Origin of the sequence: Williamsia maris, assembly GCF_024171815.1 — a bacterium.
GTDB lineage: Bacteria > Actinomycetota > Actinomycetes > Mycobacteriales > Mycobacteriaceae > Williamsia_A > Williamsia_A maris.
Genome location: NZ_JAMTCJ010000003.1, coordinates 533,995 through 550,993 on the forward strand (window position 1 = coordinate 533,995; position 16,999 = coordinate 550,993).

The window sequence follows — 16,999 nt, forward strand, 5'->3', positions numbered from 1 at the left end:
CCCACACGGACCGACCCGACAGAGTAGGACCACACGATGACCGACGCACTGCTGACCGAACGCACCGATCAGGTGGTCACCTGGACGCTGAACCTGCCCGAGAGTCGTAACCCCATCTCCGACGACGAGATCATCGACGCGCTGGTCGACGCGGTCGAGGCCGCCAACGCCGACGACGACGTCCGCGTCGCCATCCTCACCGGCGCGGGCAGCGCCTTCTCCTCCGGCGGCAACGTCAAGCACATGCGTGACGGTGTCGGCATGTTCGGTGGTACCGCCGCCGAGCTCCGCCAAGGGTACCGGCGCGGGATCCAGCGCATCCCGAAGGCGCTGTACCACTGCGAGATCCCGACCATCGCCGCGGTGAACGGTCCCGCCATCGGCGCCGGCTGCGATCTGGCGCTGATGTGCGACATGCGGCTCGCGTCGACGACCGCGGTGTTCGCCGAGAGCTTCGCCAAGGTCGGCATCATCCCCGGGGACGGCGGGGCGTGGCTGCTGCCGCGCGCGATCGGACTCGCCCGGGCAAGCGAGATGGCGTTCACCGGGGACCCCATCGACGCGACCACCGCGCTCGACTGGGGCCTGGTGTCGCGGGTGTGTGAACCCGACGAGCTCCTCGCCCAGGCCCACGCCCTCGCGGCCCGGGTGGCGTCGAACCCGCCGCACGTCCTGCGGATGACGAAGCGACTCCTACGGGAGGGACAACAGCAGAGCCTGGAAAGTCTGTTGGAACTGTCGGCCGCCATGCAGGCGATCGCCCATCAGACCGACGACCACCACGAGGCGGTCGACGCGATGCTCGAACGTCGCCCGCCCCGCTTCACCGGCCGCTGACCGACTCCGGGCAGGCCCTCGTCAGTCCCGCCACGCCCCACGCGCGTACTGCGGGCGGTACGGCGCCTCGTGATGTGTGAGCCCCAGGTCGTGGGCAGCTCGCAGCGGCCACGCGGGATCGCGCAGCGCCGCACGGGCGAGGAAGACCGCATCCGCCTGCCCCGTGGCGACAATGGTCTCGGCCTGCTCTGGATCGGTGATCATGCCGACCGCGGCGGTGGCGATGCCGGCCTTGTCGCGGACCTGCGCGGCGAACTGCACCTGGTAGCCCGGACCCACCGGGATGTCGGCGAGCACGTTGCCGCCGGTGGATGCGTCGACGAGATCGACGCCTCGGTCACGCAGGATCTGCGCGAGCGCGACGGAGTCGTCGCCGGACCAGCCGCCCTCGGTCCAGTCGGTGGCCGAGATGCGGACGAACAGCGGCTTGCTCCAGACGGCGCGGACCGCGTCCACGACCTCGAGCAGTGCCTTGGTACGCCCCTCGAAGTCGCCACCGTAGGCGTCGTCGCGCGTGTTCGACAGCGGCGACAGGAACTCGTGCAGCAGGTATCCGTGCGCGGCGTGGATCTCGACGACGTCGAATCCGGCGTCGTCGGCGCGGCGTGCGGCATCGGTGAACGCCGTTGTGATGTCGCCGATCTCGTCGATGGTCAGTGCACGCGGGGTCGCGTAGCCCTCGAAGGCGACGGCCGACGGGGCGACCGTCGGCCAGCCACCGTCGGACTCGGGCACCGATCCCTCCGCCTCGGCGAAGGGCGAGTAGGTGGAGGCCTTGCGGCCGGCGTGGGCGAGCTGCGTGCCGATCAGCGAGCCCTGGCCGTGGACGAAGTCGACGACGCGCTTCCACGCGGCGCCTTGCTCGTCGTTCCAGATGCCCGCGTCCTCCGGGCTGATCCGACCGTCGGCGGTCACCGCGGCCGCCTCGGTCACGATCAGACCGAACCCGCCGATGGCGTGCGAGCCGAGATGCACGAGATGCCAGTCGGTGGGCACGCCGTCACGGTCGAAGCAGCTGTACTGGCACATCGGTGAGAGCCAGACGCGGTTGGAGATCGTGAGATCGCGGACTGTGATCGGGGTGAACAAGGTGGGTGAGGTCACGATCGAGTCCAACAGGATCTGACTGCCGCATCATTCCCGGCTGTGGCGTTGCTCACCCGGGGGACGGCGTCAGTCCCGCCGGAAGGGCACGTCGACGCCTTCGGCGAGGACGACGTAGACCCGTCGCCACGGCGCCGAGTCGTCCAGGGTCCAGGTGTGGCCCGATCCGGTGGTGTCCTCGGCGAGCAGTACGTCGCCGGGTGTCAAGGTGAAGTTCTCTCCGTCGCGGGTCGCGAAGTGCAGGACACCGCTCAGGGTGATGACGAACTGCCTCCTCGGTGCGGGATGCCAACTGAACTCATGACCGGCGGTGGTCTCCTGGAACTTCACCGACGTCGCCGGGATCGCTCCGGTCATCAGAGCGCCGGGGTCGTCCCCCAGGTCGATGACCCCGTGCTCGACGTGCGAGTCACCGTCGTCTCCGGTCCACAGTCTCCAGCACTCGATCACGGGTCGTCCTCTCGCGGGTGTCGTCACGGGCGAGGTCAACGGTAGGCGAGTTCGGAGATCTCCATCGCGATCCGGTGTCGGACCGGCGGCAGGCTCAGCCCGGCGCGGATGAGGGTGTTGCGGACGAACCGGGCGCCCCCGAGATCGACGGTGGCCGCACGGGTCATACGGTCGGTGAGCCGCAGCACCCGCCGGGCGACGGGGCGACGGAGGCGTTCGTAGGAGTCCGGGTCGCCGCCGTCGGCGAGGATACCGACGAGCGCGATCGCGTCCTGGATCCCGGTGTTCATGCCCTGACCGCCGGCCGGGGAGTGCACGTGCGCGGCGTCGCCGACGAGGAACACCGCACCGCGACGATAGGTCTCGGCGAGTCGGTGGTGGATCCGAAAGCGCCCGCTCCACGCGACATCGCTGACGTGGGCGCGGCCCGCGCGACGCCTCAGCAGTGACCCGATGTAGTCGGCATCGGGCTCGGTGGGCGGATCGTCGGCGGTGGCGACCACCCGGAACCGGTTGTCGGGCAACGGCGCGACCACCGCGAGTCCCTCGGGCGCGAAGGTCAACGAGACGGTGTCGCGGGGCACCGGCCACTCCATCGCGACGTCGGCGAGCACGAACGACTGCTCGTACCCGGTTCCGGGGAACCCGATCCCGACCGCATCGCGCACCGCGCTGTGCATGCCGTCGGCGCCGATGACGACGTCGGATCGGACCGTGCTGCGGCGCCCGGACGTGGTCACCACCTCCGCCCGACCGTCGGCGTCGAGACCCTCGAGTCGGGTCTTCCACTCGACGCCAACGCCCAGCTCGCCGAGACGCTCGCGCAGGATCGTCTCGGTGTCGGCCTGCGAGATCATGGCGGTGAACGGGTAGTCGGTCGTCAGGCTCGAGAAGTCTAACTGTGCAATGGATCTGGATCCGTCGCGGATGTCGAACCTGGGGACGCGTACGGCGCGATCGAGGATCCGAGACGTCACCTCGATGTCCTCGAGCACCTCCAGGGTGCGCGGGTGCACCACCGCCGCACGCGAGGTGTTGGCACCCTGCGCCGCCGCGTCGATCACCCGGACGTCGATGCCGCGCGAGGCGAGGGCCGCCGCGGCGGTCAGACCGGTCGGTCCCCCGCCGACCACCAGAACCGAGCTCGTCGAAGTCAACATGCGTTGACTTTAACCCCGCCCGGTCGAGAGGTCAACGCTTGTTGACATATGCTGACCGGCATGACCGATCCCCTGCCCGGCGCCGATCCCGCGCGCAACGCGCCCCGCACGCGCGCGGCACTCGTGTCCGCGGCGCGGAAGCGTTTCGCCGACGACGGTTTCGCGGCGACCACCGTGCGGGCCGTCGCCGCCGACGCGGGCGTGGACGCCGCCCTCGTGATGCGGTACTTCGGCAGCAAGCGCGGACTGTACGAGGCGGCGACCGAGGTCGACCTGCATCTGCCCGACTTCACCGCGGTCCCGCGGCGTCGGCTGGGTGCGGTGATCGTCGAGACCTTCCTGAACCGATGGGAGGGTCCGGAAGGGGAACCGCTGCGCGTCCTGCTCGCCTCCGCGGCCACCGAACCCACTGCGGCCGAGCAGATGCGGGCCATCTTCGCCGGGCAGGTACGCCCGGCGGTGACCGCCGCCGGCGCCGATCCGGACGTCCACATCGAGGTGATCGCTTCCACCCTCATCGGCATGGCGATGATGCGGTACGTCCTGCGCGTCCCCGATGTCGTCGCGCTCGGCCCGGCCGAGATCGTCGAGCGATTCGGCCCGGCCCTGCAGCGACAGCTGGTCCGGCGCTGACTACAGCTCGGGACCGTCGGCTCGCAGGGAGTCGACCTCGTTCATGGCCTCGCGCAGCTTGCCCAACCACTCGTCGGTGTGGGTTCCCACCAGCTTGACCGACCACACCAGCGCGTCGGCACGCGATCGGGCGACGCCGGCGTCGACGAGGGTGTCGAGGACCTGACGTTCAGGCTGGCGAAGACGCGTCATCACCGGGACGGCGATGTGCGTGAACAGGATTCGTTCGACACCCACCTGCACTCCCCACGACACCTTGCGGGCGTACCGGGTCTGCGCCTCGTCGGCGATGATCATGCGCTGATCGCGGGTGTCCTCCCGGAATCGTGAGGCACGCCCCTGCGCCGCCGCACTGCCACCGTCGCCGGACGGCTCGGCGAGCGTCCCGATCACGGTGATCTCGTCACGGTCGACGATCACCTCGGGCTTGCCGTCGAACCATCCGTCGGGTAGGCGACCGACGAACCACGCCGAGGCATCGCCCGCGTCGGGCAGCTCGGCCTGCTGCCAGCCGCCGCGGCGTCCTCCACCGCGATTGTTCTCCTTCATCATGCTCACTCCTTTGTCGGTGATTACATGATTACACGCTTACACAATGCAGCGGACGGACTTCGCTGACAGCAGACGCCAGTTGGGCACGTACTCGCATCGGTTGGGCACCGCTGACCGCTCGCTGCCCAACTGATGGTGTTAGGTGCCCAACTGGCGTGTTTACGTGCCCAATTGGCGGTGTCACGTGCCCAACTGGCGGGGTGGACGACACAGGATCGGCGAGTGGGCAGCAGCCGAATACAGTCGGGCGCATGCCCACACCTGACTTCATCCTGGAACTTCGCGAGCACATCGGGCACGCGCCGCTGTGGTTGTCCGGGGTCACCGCGGTGGTCATCCGGGACGACGAGGTCCTGCTGGTACGCCGTTCCGACAACGGCGCGTGGACGCCGGTGACCGGCATCATCGACCCCGGCGAGGAGCCCGCCGTGGCGGCGACGCGGGAGGTCGCCGAGGAGGCCGGGTGCGTGGTGACGCCGCAGCGCCTGGTGTCGGTGCACGTCACACCGCCGGTCACCTACCCGAACGGCGATGTGTCGCAGTACCTCGACCTGACGTTCCGGATGACCTGGGTGTCGGGCGAACCCACGGTCAGCGACGACGAGAACAGCGAGTGCGGATGGTTCCCGCTCGACGATCTACCCGCGATGTCCGACGAGATGACCTATCGGATCGGCACGGCCGTCGACAACGAGCCGGAGGCTCGCTTCCGGACCTGACCGATCAGGGAACCGGGACGCAGGTCGCGACCGCGGTCGGACCCGGCGCCGCGGCGGCCGTCGCGCACGGGACCGTCGAGCTTCCGGTGGCGGTGTCGGGCACCGCTGCCGCGCTCGGGGCCACCGACGCCGATGACGGCACCGACGGAGCGGTGGTCGATGCGGAGACGTCGGTGCTCGCGCCCGGTGTCGACGACGGCGTCGACTCGCTCGAACTCGACGGTGTCGAACTCGATGCGGCCGAACTCGACGCGGCTGAGCTCGAGGGTGCGCCGGATTCGGTCGACGAGGTCGGCGTGGGCGATGCGCTCGACGACGACTCGGTCGTACCGATCTTGTTCGCGGCGAGCACCACGGTCTTCGCGGTGACCGGCGGGGTCGCCTTCAGCGAGTCCAGCATGTTCTGTTTGCCCGCGGCGAGCGCGCGACCCCAGTTCTCCCAGGTGTGGCCGCCGTAGTTCGGGATGGTGACGACCGAGACGCCGGCCTGCGCGGCCTGCAGCTGAAGGAGCACCGTGGACACCGCGGACAGGGCCTCGAGCAGGATCGCGCTGATCTGGTCGGCCGGCTTGAGCTTGGCCATCTCCTGCGGGGAGAGGAACGCGTTGCCCGACGAGATGATCAGGACCTGACCGTTCTCCTTGAGCTTCGCGAGGTTCTGCGACGCATCGTTCTGCTGCCACTGCGCGCTGCCGGGAGCGCCCCACATGTTGATGATTCCGTTGGTGTAGTTCGAGACCATCGACTGCGTCGCGAAGACGCCGAGCGCGCCGAGCGGGTTGTTGGTCTGGTAGTACCCGGACATCGCCTGGACGACTTTGAACTGCTCGGGGTGCTTCTCGGCCAACGTCACCGCGGGTCCGGCGGACATCGACAGCCCCACGATCGCGTTGCCGGACTTGGCGACACCGAAGTTCTGCTGCAGGAAGTCGGGCAGCTCCGAGGTGAGGAAGGTTTCCTGCTTGAAGTTGGTGTTCGCGCCGGCCGGGCCGTTCCAGTCGGTGTAGAACGACGACGCGCCGCCCACGGGCATGACCAGGGTGGTGTCGGACTTGCCGTCGTAGACCTTCGCGGCCTGCACGTCGGTGGTCCAGGCGGAGCGGTCCTCGCGCGCACGCATGCCGTCGAGGAGGTAGACGCCCTGGGTGCTGCCGCTCGACGCACGGATCTGGACGATGATCGTCTTCCCCGAGGCCTTTGAGTAGACCTTGCAGTTCTGGACGTAGTTGCCCGACGAGTCCCAGGTGCAGCCCTTGCGGAGAACCTCGGGGTGCCCGGTCAGCGCCTGCGCCTTGTTGTCGGTGGTCAGCAGCGCGGTCAGCGCGAAGATGACGACGCTCACCGCGATGATGATCGCCGCGGGTCGCACCACCGCGGGACGGAGCACCGCGGCGCTCCATCCGGTCGCCGGTGATCGGTTCTCGTCAACAACGGTCCAGCCCATACAAAGTGCCCCTCGTGATCCCGACGTGCCTACACACCGGAGTCGTCACGAGATCGCAAAACGTTACCGACCCGATTGCGCGGCCCGGTCCGCTCCACTTTTGTCCAGACGCTCCGGTTGCAACCGGAGCGTTTCCACACAAGCGGAGCGGATCGAGCTGGTGCCCGGTTGAGGGCATCAGCCCGTCATCATCCGGATGGCCTCGTCGGTGTCGACGACGTCGGCGTACTTGGCGGCGAGGTCGGTCAGGTTCGCCGCCTGGATGGCCGGCGTCCGGTCGCCGCACGCGTCGGCGACGACGATCGGTCGGAACCCGAGTTGCAGCGCGTCGGTGGCGGTGGCCCGGACGCAGCCGCTGGTCGACAGCCCGCAGATGACCACGGTGTCGATCCCCCGCGCGGTCAGCGTCGCCGCGAGCGATGTCCCGCTGAACGCGCTCGCGTACTGCTTGGTGACCACCACCTCGGCGCCGCGAGGTCGCGGATCGTCGACGAAGTCCGCCAACGGCGACCCCTCGGCGAACACTCGCAACGACGGGATCTTCGCGACGAACAACCCGCCGTCGACGATCGCGCCGGTCTCCGGGTCGAGCCGGTAGCTCACCCGCGTGAAGATCACCGGCACCGACAACCCGCGCGCGGCGGCGACGAGCCGGGCCGAGGCCGCCACCGCCGACTCGACCGGCGCACGCAGCGGCGAGGAGTCGTCCACGTAGGCGCGGGCGAGGTCGATGGCCAACACCGCCGGCCGCTCCCCGAACCCCACCGATCCCGCGAAACCGGACCGGCGGTAGTCGTCGAGCGGGTCGGGCACCCCGTCGGTCATCGAGCCGCGGACCGGGCCACGCTGACCGGCGGCTTCGGGGCAGGCAATCCGGTCTCCTCCTCGCAGCGTTCGAGGATCTCGGCGATCGACGGTCCCATGTCGAAGGTCTGCAGTTCGCCTCGTCCGGACCGGATCTCCTGCCGACGGGTCTCCGTGGCCGCGGTGTCGACGACCCCCTGGTCGTCGCAGACCACGCCGTATCCGCCCGTCGCACCCTCGACGGTGACGAGCCCGCGCCGCACCTCGAGTGCGACCAGTTCGGGGTCGCGGGTCAGCGGATCGCCCCATCCCCCGCCACCCCAGGTGACGAAGTGCAGGACGTCACCCGGGTAGACCGGCGCGTCATGGATCTTGCTGGGCAGGATGTCGATCTCGCCGTTCTTCCGCACGATCCACTTGCGTCCGCGGGCGCCGGGCTTGCCGCCGTTGACACCCCAGGGATAGGTCAGCCAGCGGTCGTCATGGATCGCGATCGTGCCCGGCTGCTCGAAGTAGTAGGCGACGTCGACGCCGTTGCCACCACGGTGAACCCCCGCACCGCCGGTGTCGGGCAGGGTCTCCCACCGCTCGACCCGCAACGGGTAGTACGACTCGAGGTACTCGCACGGGATGTTGACGAACGACGGCCACAGCGAGTGCCCGTCCGGCCCGTCGCCGATCGGCCGCCCGGGGATGCCCCCGAATCCGATCGAGTACAGCTGGAACCACTCGCCGTCGCGCGGACCGCCGTCGTAGTGACCGGAGTACATGAAGTGCGGCGACGACGAGAACCCGGCGGCGTTGAGGATCTCCGGATTGTTCTGTCCCAGAAGCCCACCGAACAGGTCGAACACGCGACCGATGCCGTGGTTGCGACCGTTGAGCGCCGCCGGGTAGGCCGGTTTCCAGAACGAGTTGTCCGGGATGGTCACGTCGATGAGCGGATAGAAGCCGTCGTTCCACAGGATCTGCGGGTCGGCGATGGTGATCACGTAGATGCCGAAGAACATCCGGACGAGGTTCTCGTTGATGAAGTAGTTGATCGGCCCGACGGCCTGCGGTGCGTGTTCGGAGAAGTCGAGGTGGATCTTCTCGCCGTGGCGGGTCAGCTTGATGGTGAGTTCGTAGGGGCCGTAACCACACCCGTCATCGCAGATGTAGTCGCTGAACTCGATGGTCTCGCCGTCGACGAACAGCGTCGCCAGCAGCACCTTCATGGCCTGGTAGTTGCGGTCGAGCAGCGCGTCGAGCGCCGACAGGTACACCTCGACGCCGAACCGGTCGCACAGTTCGACGATCCGCCGCGACGCGGTGGTACACGCCGCGACCAGACCGTTGAGGTCGGCGCGGTTCCAGTCGGGCATGCGCACCTGGTTGAGGATGATGTCGAGGGCGGTCTCGTTGAGCGTGCCCTGGTCGTAGAGCTTGAACGGCGGGATGACCACGCCCTCTTCGAAGATGGTGCGCGCGTCGGCGGGCATCGACGACGGCGTCTTGCCGCCCACGTCGGACATGTGGCCGAACATCGACGACCACCCGACGACCCGCCCGCTGTGGAAGATCGGCAGCACGATGAGCCAGTCGTTGGCGTGGCTGATCGCTGCGCCGCACGCGTAGGGGTCGGAGGTCAGCAGGATGTCGCCGTCACCGACGGTGCCGTTGAAGTTGTCGAGGAAGTCGGGGACGGAGAGCCCGAACTGACCCACGACCATCTTGCCGCTCGGATCGGCGATCAGCGGGAACTCGTCGTGCTGTTCCCGGATGCCGGGCGACAACGCGGTGCGGAACAGCACCTCGTCCATCTCGTAGCGGGCGTTGCGCAGTGCGTTCTCGATGATGTCGAGGGTGACCGGGTCGACGGAGGTCTTCGCGACCGGGTCGGTGGCGGTTTCGATGATGGTGGCCATCGTGGTTCTCCTGTGCTGGGAGGGAGGGTGTGTCGGGGCTCGGTCTGCTCAGACCGGTCGGATGATGAGGCTGCCGCTGGGGTCGACGGTGGCGGCGTGGCCGGAGAGCACGAGCGTCGTGGAGTCCATCTCGGTGACGATGGCCGGTCCGGTGACGACGTTGCCCGCCAACAGCTTCTCGCGGTCGTAGATGCCTGCGGTCGTGTGGGCGCCGTCCATCCACACCTGAGATTCGTTGAGCAGCGCCGCCGACGGATCCTCCGAGCCCTGCGCCAGTTCGGTCCAGGCGACCTCGGGTCGCGGCCCGCTCACGGTGACGCGCAGGTTGATGACCTCACGCTCGTTCTTGAGCAGGAAGGAGAACAGTCGCTTGTGTTCGGTGTCGAAGGCGCTGCCCAACTCCGTCAACAGGTCTCCGGTGCCGGTGAGCACGTCGGGGTCGAGGTCGACGGGGATCTCGAATCCCTGGCCGTGATAGCGCAGGTCCACCTGGTAGGTCGCGGTCTGCTCGGCCCGCGGCACACCTTCGGTCTCGAGGCGTTCGGTGGCCACCTCGGCGAGATCGGCGATGACCGAACGCAACTCGTCGCTGGTGAGGTCGACGAAGGCACGGATGAGGGTGCGGGCGCTCTCCGCGCGCAGGCAGGTCGTGGCATCGCCGTACGCGCAGAGGACTCCGGGCGACGGCGGGATGATGACCGGCCAGGCACCGGTGAGCCGGCCGAGCGCGTTCGCGTGCAACGGCCCGGCGCCTCCGAACGACACCAGGGCGAAATCGCGGGGGTCGTAGCCCTGCTGGACGCTCACCAGGCGCAGTGCGCCGAACATGTTCTCGTTGACGATGTCGACCACCCCGGACGCCGCGGCCTCGGGGGACGCGAGTCCCATGGCGTCGGAGATCGTCGCGACCGCTGTGCGGGCGGCGTCGACGTCGAGCTTCACCTCACCACCGGCGAGGTCGCTGGGCAGGTAGCCCAGGACGACGTTGGCGTCGGTGACGGTCGGTTCGGTGCCGCCGTTGCCGTAGGCGGCCGGGCCGGGATCGGCGCCCGCCGACTGCGGTCCGACCCGCAGCGCCTTGGTCAGCTCGGGGACGTGCGCGATGGAACCGCCACCGGCGCCGACGGTTCGGACGTCGACACTGGTCGCGCGGACCGCGAGGTCACCGACCTTGGTCTCGCGGCCGATGCGCGGTTGACCGTCGAGGACGAGCGCGACGTCGGTGGACGTGCCGCCCATGTCGAAGGTGAGGAAGTCGGAATACCCGGCCTGCTGGGCGAACCACACCGCACCGGTCACACCGCCGGCCGGCCCCGACAGCAGCAGCGACACCGGGTCCTCGGCGGCCTTGCTCGCCTGGACCAGGCCGCCGTCACTGCGCAGGATCGACAGCGGCGCCGTGATCCCCTTCTCCTTGAGCGACGAGTCGAGGTTCTTGACGTATCGCGAGACCTCCGGCTGCACATAGCTGTTGGCGACCGTGGTCAGGGTGCGCTCGTATTCGCGCATCTCCGGCAGGACGTGCGACGACAGCGAGATCGGGATGTCGGGTAGCTCCTCGGCCACCCATCGTCCGACCTGTTCCTCGTGGTCGCTGTTCGCATAGGAGTTGATCAGCGACACCGTGATCGCCTCGACGTCCGCGCCGGCGAGCTTGCGCAGTTCGCCGCGGGTCTGCTCCTCGTCGAGCGGGGTGATCTCACCGCCGTCGGCGCCGATCCGGCCGATCACCTGCACAGTGTGCTCGAGCTTGGCCAGCGGTTCGGGTTTCGGCCAGATGATCCACCCGGCGAGTCCGCCGGGTACGAACGACCGCGCGATCTGCAGGACCTGACGGAACCCGTCGGTGGTCACCAGACCCACACGGGCACCGCGACCCTGGAGGATCGCGTTGGTCGCGACGGTGGTCCCGTGCAGTACCTGCTCGATCTGTTCGGGGTCGATGCCCGCGTCGGTGCACACCTTGGTCACGCCGTTGAGCACACCGATGGATTGATCCGCCGGGGTCGAGGGGGTCTTCGCGCGGTAGGTGCTGCCCGAGGTCTCCTCCAGCAGCAGCACATCGGTGAACGTCCCGCCGACGTCCACTCCGAGTCGGTATCGCATTGCAGATCTCCTAGTTGTTTCGACGCCGGTGGGCGGTGGGGGTCAGATGATGCTGCGGCGCGCGAGGTCAGCACGTCGGTCGTCGGACAGGTCGAGCAGGTGTCGGTAGATCTCGTCGTTGTGTTCGCCGAGTTCGGGACCGAGATGCCGGACGGCACCGGGGGTGTCCCCGAGCTTCGGGAAGACGTTGTGCGTGGGGAACTCGCCGAAGTCGCGGTGCGCCAGCCGCACGATCGCGTCGCGGGCGGCGAAGTGCGGGTCGTCGAACATGTCGCGCGCCGTGAAGATTCGACCGGCGGGCACACCACCGCCGTGCAGGGTCTGCAGCAGCTCCTCGGTGTCGAGGTCGGCCGTCCAGGCGGCGATGATGCCGTCGAGTTCCTCCATGTTCTCCCCGCGGGCCGCGTGGTCGGCGAACCGCGGTACCGACACCAGGTCCTCGCGCCCCATCACCGCGGCGAGACGCGCGAAGACGGTGTCCTGGTTCGCGGCGATGAGGATCATCTCGCCACCCCGGGTGGGATAGACGTTGCTGGGCGAGACGTTCGGCAGCACCGAGCCGGTGCGCTCCCGTTGGTATCCGGCCACCGCCCACTCCGGCAGCATCGACTCCATCATCGCCAGGACCGACTCGTAGATCGCCGCGTCGACGAGCTGCCCGCGGCCGGTGACCGATCGGCTGTGCAGGGCGGTGAGCACGCCGATGGTGGCGAACACCGCGGCCAGCGAGTCGCCGAGGGAGATCCCTGCACGCGACGGGGCGTTGTCGGGATCACCGGTGACGTAACGGATCCCGCCCATCGCCTCGCCGATCGATCCGTAGCCGGCACGCGAGGAGTACGGACCGGTCTGTCCGTAGCCGCTGACGCGCGCCATGATGAGCCCGGGGTTGTCGGCGCGGAGTTCGTCGAATCCCAGGTTCCAGCGTTCGAGGGTGCCGGGCCGAAAGTTCTCCACGACGATGTCCGAGCGGCCGATGATGTCGCGCGCGAGTTCCTGCCCCTCGGGCGTGCGCATGTTGCAGGTGACCGACTTCTTGTTGCGCGCCACCACCGGCCACCACAGCGATTTGCCGTACGGCTTCTCGCGACCCCACTGCCGCATCGGATCTCCGACACCCGGCGCCTCGAGCTTGATGACCTCGGCGCCGAAGTCGGCCAGGAGTTGTCCGCAGAACGGACCGGCGAGCAACTGGCCCATCTCGACCACCCGGAGGTCGGCCAGCGGGCCGGTCGCGGTGGGGGGTGGGGTGTCGTGTGCCGTGGTCATGAGAAGACTCCGCTCTGAGCCGGTTGGGCCGTCGTATGCCCGGGTTGGGCCGTTGTTTCCGTCGGTTGGGCCGTTGTCGTCTGCTCTTCGTCGGCCCGGACCGACGCGAGCAGTACTGCCTTGGCCGCACGGACGTGCGACCGCATCACCGCGTCGGCCCACACCTCGTCACGAGCGCGCAGGGCGGCGATGAGTTCACGATGGTGTCCGGCGCTGCGGTGCAGGTCCTCGGGTGCGTACCGATGGAAGGTCCGCATCATCAACGGCAGCTGGATCACGGCGCTGAGCATCGAGGTGAGACGGGTGCTCGCCGAGGCGGCGCGAACGATCGCGTGGAACTCCATGTTGGCCGTGGCCACGAGTTCGAGGTCGTCGTCGCGGGCGGCGGCTTCCATGTGGTCGCAGAGATCGGTCATCTGATCGAGCTGCTCGGTGGTGATCCGTGGGGCGGCGCGGCCGGCCGCCAGTGCCTCCAACGTCATGCGGAGGTCGTAGATCTCCTCGAGGTCGTCGGAGGTGAACTGGTAGACGCGGGCACCGCGATGCGGCAGCACCTCGACGAGGCCTTCGACCTCCAGTTGCCGCAACGCCTCTCGCACCGGGGTGCGGCTGGCCTGGGCGACCTCCGCGAGTTCCGACTCACCCAGCCGCGATCCCGGCGCATACCGACCGTCGAGAATGGCGGCTCGGATGTGGGAGTACACCCGGTCGACTGCACGTTCCACTACGACCCCGTTTCGCTGGTTTGTATGCAACGTAGGCGGCTGTAGGCGTCCTGTCTCGATAAACCGCAGATTTAACCGCGAATCAACACGTCCTTGTATGCAATACCTGGTGGGGTGACAATGGGCGCATGACGAACACGACCCATGCCGGAACCCATGTGGTGGAAGTCGGACCGCGCGACGGCCTGCAGAACGAACGAACCGCCCTGTCGGTGGACACCAAGGTCGACTTCATCACCCGCGCCGTCGACGCCGGGATGCGGCGGATCGAGGCCGTCAGCTTCGTCAATCCCAAGCGCGTGCCCCAGATGGCCGGTGCCGAAGAGGTGATGGCGGCACTCCCCCGTCGCGACGACGTCGACTACATCGGCCTGGTGCTCAACGAGCGCGGACTCGAACGCGCGCTCGCCGCGGACGTCGACGAGGTGAACGTCGTCGTCGTCTGTTCCGACGAGTTCAGTCAGCGCAACCAGGGCTGCGACGTCGAGGAAGGCCTGGCGCGCTGGAAGCGGATCGCCGCCGAGTCACGCGCCGCAGGCATGTTCACGACGGTCACTTTCGCGGTCTCGTTCGGATGCCCGTTCAGCGGCGAGATGCCCGCCGAGCGCGTCATCGACCTGATGGCCCGGGTCGCGGAATCGGGACCCGACGAGATCGCCATCGCCGACACCATCGGGGTCGGCGTGCCCGCCCAGGTTCGCGCCCTGCACGCGGGAGCGCGGCGGGTCGCACCCGACGTCGCGCTGCGGTGGCACTTCCACAACACCCGCAACACCGGTTATGCCAACGCGCTGACCGCATTCGATCTCGGCGACTGCGCGTTGGACGCCAGCATCGGCGGGTTCGGCGGATGTCCGTTCGCCCCCAACGCGACCGGCAACATCGCCACCGAAGACCTGAACTACGCGTTGCAGCGGTCGGGCGTCGACACCGGTATCGACGGTGCCGCCATCGCCGACGCGGCAACATGGATCGGTGCGCAGCTGGACTCACCCGTCCCCGCATTGTTCGGAAGAGCAGGTCCGTTCCCGAGCTGAGCGACACTGAGGTCTCCGCGTTTCGCGCTCCACTTCTGCTGAGACGCTCCACATGCAAGCGGATCGCGACTGGACAACCGGAGCGCGAACGTCAACGGCGGGTGAGTCGCCCGCGGTTCAGACTGCCGACACCGCACAATCATGGTCATGACGAGGACGAAGGTGTGGCTCATCAGCGGGGTCACTCAGCAGATCGCGTGGTGGACGTTCCTGGTGTCGTCCCTGTTCGCGGGCGGGGTGACCTGGCTGGGTGGACGGGCCGGTCAGCCACTCGTCCCCGAGGACGAGTTCACCGTCTACCACGGGTCGTATCAGCCGCTGAACGGCGCCACGGTGTCCAAGGCGTACGAGACGTCGCTCGAGATCAACACGGACATCGGTTCCCCGACAGCGGATGTGGTGCGCACGGTCTCATTGTCGAGCTTCGTGATCCTGCTCATCGCGTCGGTGGTCCTGGCCGCACTTCTCCGCCGTCCCGTGCCGTCAGCCGGAGCCGTCGTCGTACCGCTCGTCGCGGCCACGATCGTCGCCGTCGCCTTGCCGGGTGGCAGATGGGGTGCGGGCCTGGACAACACCTGGTCGATGGTCGTGGTGCTGGCAGCGGTCGCACTACATCTGCTGTGGACGCACATACTGCGCACCCGATTTCAGCAGGCGACCGCGACCGCGACCACGTGACGCCAACGGCGGGTGAGTCCAGGAGGACCCACCCGCCGTGTGCGGTGTTCTAGGAACTGCGCCTAGCGATCAGTTGACGAATTTCGCGCGGGCCGCCGCCTGGTCACCGATGACGAACTCGGGGTTGGTCACGTGCACATCGAGGGTGTTGTTCGGGCCCGCGATGATGGCGTTGAGCACGCCGGCGAACGGTCCGCAGTTCTGGAACGGCGGGATCGTGTAGGTGCCCTTGATGTGGGCGTCGGCCTGCGGCACGTCTCCGCCGAGAAGCTTGGTGGCGTCGAGCGATCCGGTCAGCTTGGCGGTGGTGGGTGCGGTGACACAGCTTCCGTTGGCCGGCACCAGGTTCAGGCTGGCCGAGCCGCTGTCGATGTTGAGCGGCTGCACCGAGTCGATCCGGATCTGGAAGGTCTGCGACACGTTCAGGTCCAGAGCAGGCGCGGTCTCCGTGCCACCCTGCGTGATGGTTCCGGTGACCTGCGACGGGTTGATGACCGAGATCTTGAAATTGGCCAGAGTGAACGGACCGAGCTTGAGCTTGGCGGCGGCCTGCGGGAGGTTGAGCGTTCCCTCCAGGTTGGTCAGGTCAGTACGCGTCACCAGCTTGGTCTTGGGGAACACGACGGGCTGCTGGGTCTTGGAGATGATGGTGGTTGTGTCCGCGTCGAAGTTGATGCCGAGGCTGTTGGACGGGTCCAGCGCGGCCTGCGCCTGGGTGGCCGACACCGTTCCCAGCGCCGCGGCGGCCATCACGGCCACGGACAGGGCGACCAGCCGATTACGAATCTTCATTCACTTGCTCCCGCTATTCCTGGGGCACCTCGTTAGTGCCGACGAAACGGACACTAGTGATCACAGTTAAGACACAGTTCAATATCAGAGAAGGTTGGTTTAACTCACTACTGAGCGGTCTCGCGGTCGTATGAATGTCCAGTCGGTGCGGACGCACACATCTCGAAGTGGTCGAGCACGGGTCAGACCCGTTCCTGCGTAGCCAGATTCACGAATCGAACCGAACGATCGATCGCTCCCGCCGCCAATCCGCACAACCTTGTCGGCCGCCTGTCATCGGCGCACGGAACGACGCGCCCACTTGTACTCTTCGTTCGTACGTACGGGGAGACGTGCGATCGATTGACGCTGCGGAACGAGGAACGACCGTGAACCCTGATCCGCCGCTGTTCGGTCAGACACCACCCCATCAGTGGGATCAGCCGGGCCAGTGGCCCGGACCGCCACCACCACCGCCACCCCGCCGCAGTGACCGCGCGAAGTTGCTCATCGCAGCAGCCGTTGTTGTGGTCATCGTGCTGATCGGGGCATTGGCGATGACCCTGTCGACCGGAGGCAGCAGACCGTCGACCACGGCGGAGTCGACATTCCAGAAGGCACCCGGCGTGGGCGACTGCGTCGAGTTCTCGACCTTGCCCTCGGGGACCGAGACGACCACCGTGCGGTCGTGCTCCGCGGTCGAGGCGACGCTGCAGGTGACCCAGACATTCCCGCCCGCCGACGGCGAGACAACCGGGACCTGCCCGAAATCCGAGTTCTCGATCACCAGCCCGACCTACACA

General features: G+C 68.0%; 17 protein-coding genes. 5 read left to right on the forward strand and 12 right to left on the reverse strand.

Annotated elements, in window-relative coordinates; all coding sequences use genetic code 11:
• Positions 1-36 precede the first annotated feature (36 nt).
• Positions 37-837: a crotonase/enoyl-CoA hydratase family protein gene (locus tag LX13_RS15900; RefSeq protein WP_253662273.1), complete on the forward strand. Its 801-nt coding sequence runs from the start codon at positions 37-39 to the stop codon at positions 835-837.
• 21 nt (positions 838-858) lie between these two features.
• Here LX13_RS15900 and LX13_RS15905 read toward each other — a convergent pair whose 3' ends face one another.
• From LX13_RS15905 to LX13_RS15915, 3 genes are all read right to left on the reverse strand, one after another.
• The gene (locus LX13_RS15905) at positions 859-1,941 is read right to left on the reverse strand and encodes an NADH:flavin oxidoreductase/NADH oxidase (RefSeq protein ID WP_253662274.1); all 1,083 of its coding nucleotides are present in this window, start codon (positions 1,939-1,941) and stop codon (positions 859-861) included.
• Positions 1,942-2,010: 69 nt separating this feature from the next.
• Positions 2,011-2,391, reverse strand: coding sequence for an AraC family ligand binding domain-containing protein (locus LX13_RS15910; RefSeq protein WP_253662275.1), 381 nt, complete (start codon positions 2,389-2,391; stop codon positions 2,011-2,013).
• Positions 2,392-2,426: 35 nt separating this feature from the next.
• Entirely contained in the window at positions 2,427-3,551 is a 1,125-nt protein-coding gene (locus LX13_RS15915; RefSeq protein ID WP_253662276.1) for an FAD-dependent oxidoreductase, read from the reverse strand.
• Positions 3,552-3,611: 60 nt separating this feature from the next.
• Here LX13_RS15915 and LX13_RS15920 point away from each other — a divergent pair, with 60 nt between their 5' ends.
• Complete coding sequence (locus LX13_RS15920; protein WP_253662277.1) at positions 3,612-4,184, forward strand: TetR/AcrR family transcriptional regulator; 573 nt, start codon at positions 3,612-3,614, stop codon at positions 4,182-4,184.
• On the opposite strand, the gene abmR is transcribed toward LX13_RS15920, so the two are convergent.
• Positions 4,185-4,736, reverse strand: coding sequence for an ATP-binding transcription factor AbmR (abmR, locus tag LX13_RS15925; protein WP_372499919.1), 552 nt, complete (start codon positions 4,734-4,736; stop codon positions 4,185-4,187). It abuts the gene before it with no gap.
• Positions 4,737-4,987: 251 nt separating this feature from the next.
• Here abmR and LX13_RS15930 point away from each other — a divergent pair, with 251 nt between their 5' ends.
• Positions 4,988-5,455, forward strand: coding sequence for an NUDIX hydrolase (locus LX13_RS15930; protein WP_253662278.1), 468 nt, complete (start codon positions 4,988-4,990; stop codon positions 5,453-5,455).
• Positions 5,456-5,459: 4 nt separating this feature from the next.
• Here the strand turns inward: LX13_RS15930 and LX13_RS15935 are convergent, their stop codons facing one another.
• The 6 genes from LX13_RS15935 to LX13_RS15960 form a co-directional block, all read right to left on the reverse strand.
• A complete protein-coding gene (locus tag LX13_RS15935) occupies positions 5,460-6,899 on the reverse strand; it encodes an alpha/beta hydrolase (protein ID WP_301301283.1) in 1,440 nt (479 codons plus the stop codon).
• A gap of 177 nt (positions 6,900-7,076) precedes the next feature.
• Positions 7,077-7,724: an isochorismatase family protein gene (locus LX13_RS15940; protein ID WP_253662280.1), complete on the reverse strand. Its 648-nt coding sequence runs from the start codon at positions 7,722-7,724 to the stop codon at positions 7,077-7,079.
• The gene (locus LX13_RS15945) at positions 7,721-9,610 is read right to left on the reverse strand and encodes a hydantoinase B/oxoprolinase family protein (protein WP_253662281.1); all 1,890 of its coding nucleotides are present in this window, start codon (positions 9,608-9,610) and stop codon (positions 7,721-7,723) included. The genes LX13_RS15940 and LX13_RS15945 overlap by 4 nt, the downstream gene beginning before the upstream one ends.
• 48 nt (positions 9,611-9,658) lie before the next feature.
• The gene (locus LX13_RS15950) at positions 9,659-11,716 is read right to left on the reverse strand and encodes a hydantoinase/oxoprolinase family protein (protein WP_253662282.1); all 2,058 of its coding nucleotides are present in this window, start codon (positions 11,714-11,716) and stop codon (positions 9,659-9,661) included.
• A gap of 42 nt (positions 11,717-11,758) precedes the next feature.
• Positions 11,759-12,985, reverse strand: coding sequence for a CaiB/BaiF CoA transferase family protein (locus LX13_RS15955; protein WP_253662283.1), 1,227 nt, complete (start codon positions 12,983-12,985; stop codon positions 11,759-11,761).
• On the reverse strand, positions 12,982-13,710 hold the full coding sequence (locus LX13_RS15960) for a GntR family transcriptional regulator (protein WP_253662284.1): 729 nt from the start codon (positions 13,708-13,710) through the stop codon (positions 12,982-12,984). The genes LX13_RS15955 and LX13_RS15960 overlap by 4 nt, the downstream gene beginning before the upstream one ends.
• Positions 13,711-13,838: 128 nt before the next feature.
• On the opposite strand from LX13_RS15960, the gene LX13_RS15965 reads away from it, so the two are divergent.
• Both LX13_RS15965 and LX13_RS15970 read left to right on the forward strand, forming a co-directional pair.
• Positions 13,839-14,747, forward strand: a complete 909-nt coding sequence (locus LX13_RS15965; protein ID WP_253662285.1) for a hydroxymethylglutaryl-CoA lyase — start codon at positions 13,839-13,841, stop codon at positions 14,745-14,747.
• Positions 14,748-14,894: 147 nt separating this feature from the next.
• The gene (locus tag LX13_RS15970) at positions 14,895-15,425 is read left to right on the forward strand and encodes a hypothetical protein (RefSeq protein ID WP_253662286.1); all 531 of its coding nucleotides are present in this window, start codon (positions 14,895-14,897) and stop codon (positions 15,423-15,425) included.
• Positions 15,426-15,494: 69 nt separating this feature from the next.
• On the opposite strand, the gene LX13_RS15975 is transcribed toward LX13_RS15970, so the two are convergent.
• The gene (locus LX13_RS15975) at positions 15,495-16,217 is read right to left on the reverse strand and encodes a hypothetical protein (protein WP_253662287.1); all 723 of its coding nucleotides are present in this window, start codon (positions 16,215-16,217) and stop codon (positions 15,495-15,497) included.
• A 418-nt stretch (positions 16,218-16,635) separates the two neighbouring features.
• Positions 16,636-16,983 (reverse strand): hypothetical protein, encoded by a 348-nt coding sequence (locus LX13_RS15980; protein ID WP_253662288.1) that lies wholly within the window; start codon positions 16,981-16,983, stop codon positions 16,636-16,638.
• Positions 16,984-16,999 lie beyond the last annotated feature (16 nt).

Coding starts and splice junctions, on each gene's coding strand:
- LX13_RS15940 (WP_253662280.1), bottom strand. CDS start 7,724: ATGACCGACGGGGTGCCCGACCCGCTCGACGACTACCGCCGGTCCGGT.
- LX13_RS15930 (WP_253662278.1), top strand. CDS start 4,988: ATGCCCACACCTGACTTCATCCTGGAACTTCGCGAGCACATCGGGCAC.
- LX13_RS15900 (WP_253662273.1), top strand. CDS start 37: ATGACCGACGCACTGCTGACCGAACGCACCGATCAGGTGGTCACCTGG.
- LX13_RS15965 (WP_253662285.1), top strand. CDS start 13,839: ATGACGAACACGACCCATGCCGGAACCCATGTGGTGGAAGTCGGACCG.
- LX13_RS15920 (WP_253662277.1), top strand. CDS start 3,612: ATGACCGATCCCCTGCCCGGCGCCGATCCCGCGCGCAACGCGCCCCGC.
- LX13_RS15950 (WP_253662282.1), bottom strand. CDS start 11,716: ATGCGATACCGACTCGGAGTGGACGTCGGCGGGACGTTCACCGATGTG.
- LX13_RS15945 (WP_253662281.1), bottom strand. CDS start 9,610: ATGGCCACCATCATCGAAACCGCCACCGACCCGGTCGCGAAGACCTCC.
- abmR (WP_372499919.1), bottom strand. CDS start 4,736: ATGATGAAGGAGAACAATCGCGGTGGAGGACGCCGCGGCGGCTGGCAG.
- LX13_RS15955 (WP_253662283.1), bottom strand. CDS start 12,985: ATGACCACGGCACACGACACCCCACCCCCCACCGCGACCGGCCCGCTG.
- LX13_RS15970 (WP_253662286.1), top strand. CDS start 14,895: ATGACGAGGACGAAGGTGTGGCTCATCAGCGGGGTCACTCAGCAGATC.
- LX13_RS15975 (WP_253662287.1), bottom strand. CDS start 16,217: ATGAAGATTCGTAATCGGCTGGTCGCCCTGTCCGTGGCCGTGATGGCC.
- LX13_RS15935 (WP_301301283.1), bottom strand. CDS start 6,899: ATGGGCTGGACCGTTGTTGACGAGAACCGATCACCGGCGACCGGATGG.
- LX13_RS15915 (WP_253662276.1), bottom strand. CDS start 3,551: ATGTTGACTTCGACGAGCTCGGTTCTGGTGGTCGGCGGGGGACCGACC.